This is a genomic window from Comamonas halotolerans (assembly GCF_030162935.1).
Taxonomy (GTDB): domain Bacteria; phylum Pseudomonadota; class Gammaproteobacteria; order Burkholderiales; family Burkholderiaceae_C; genus Comamonas; species Comamonas halotolerans.
This window is the reverse complement of the sequence record NZ_JASAUZ010000033.1, coordinates 1-976: the sequence shown is the minus strand read 5'-3', so window position 1 is coordinate 976 and position 976 is coordinate 1. Positions and strand designations below refer to the sequence as shown.

Here is a 976-nt window from a genome sequence, read left to right as displayed (position 1 = left end):
TCTGCCGACGAAGCAGTGCAGGCCCACGTTTACTCAAACGACGTCTACCCCGTTTGGTGCCAGAGTCATGCGCTCGTGGATCCAGTCCGCTGTAGGCAACCAGGGCATCAGAGTTTGTAAAGTGCAGACGGCTGAACAAAGCAGTGAGTAAGGCGCTTGTTTGAGGGCCGATGCCTGTGATGCTCTGTAGCCGCTGGTTGCCTGCAAGTAAAGCCGCATCGCTTTCTATCAAGCGCTGCACTTGCAGGTCTATGGCCTTGAGCAAGCAGGTGAACGACTGCATGAGTGCGTCCATATCAGGCTGCAGAACATCTACCTGCTTGAGTGTCTGACGCACTGCTGCTTGATGGGCTGCCATTTGTGCTCGACGAGTCAGCAAGGTATGCAACTGCTGCTGTACCTTGGTGCCAGGTTGCCAAGGATACAAACTGTGATGGTGCTTTTGGACGTAGCGCCGAATGACTACGCAGTCCACGGCATCGCTCTTGGCCCTCGCACCCAAAGCTTTAGCATAGAAGTAAACATCGCGGGCGTTGAGAACGTACACCGCAAAGCCTGCATGTTGCGCCAGATGTGCCAGTTGCTGGTGATAGCACCCTGTGGACTCCATCGCAATGCAGCAATCTTTGGGCAATGAAGACAACCACACAGAGATGGCCGAGGCCGTGTTCTTCACAACGATGGGCACTTGCTCATCAATGCTGATGACCAACTGTGCTTTAGCGACATCTACACCAATAAAGCTCATTTGCATAAAAGCAACTCCAACAAAGAAAATGTCTCTGTCGGGGTGTTCTGCTCCACCTGAGTGCGTTGGCTTGCCTTCAGATCGGCAGTCGCACTGCCAGATGACAGTGCGCTGCTCAGTTCCTTATCGACGCTAAAAGGTGGGGTGGGAGGGGTCTAACACGGTCGGTCTGTGTGAACAGCCGATAGCGGCTCTTGGCCCTCACCCCGACACCCTTAAACATACAAG

At 53.9% G+C, this 976-nt stretch carries 1 protein-coding gene; it reads right to left on the bottom strand.

Annotated features, from left to right (window positions below; all coding sequences use genetic code 11):
* Positions 1-754 (bottom strand): IS110 family RNA-guided transposase (locus QEP11_RS12900; RefSeq protein ID WP_284337061.1); only part of this gene is annotated, 754 nt, incomplete at its 3' end.
* Positions 755-976: the final 222 nt, after the last annotated feature.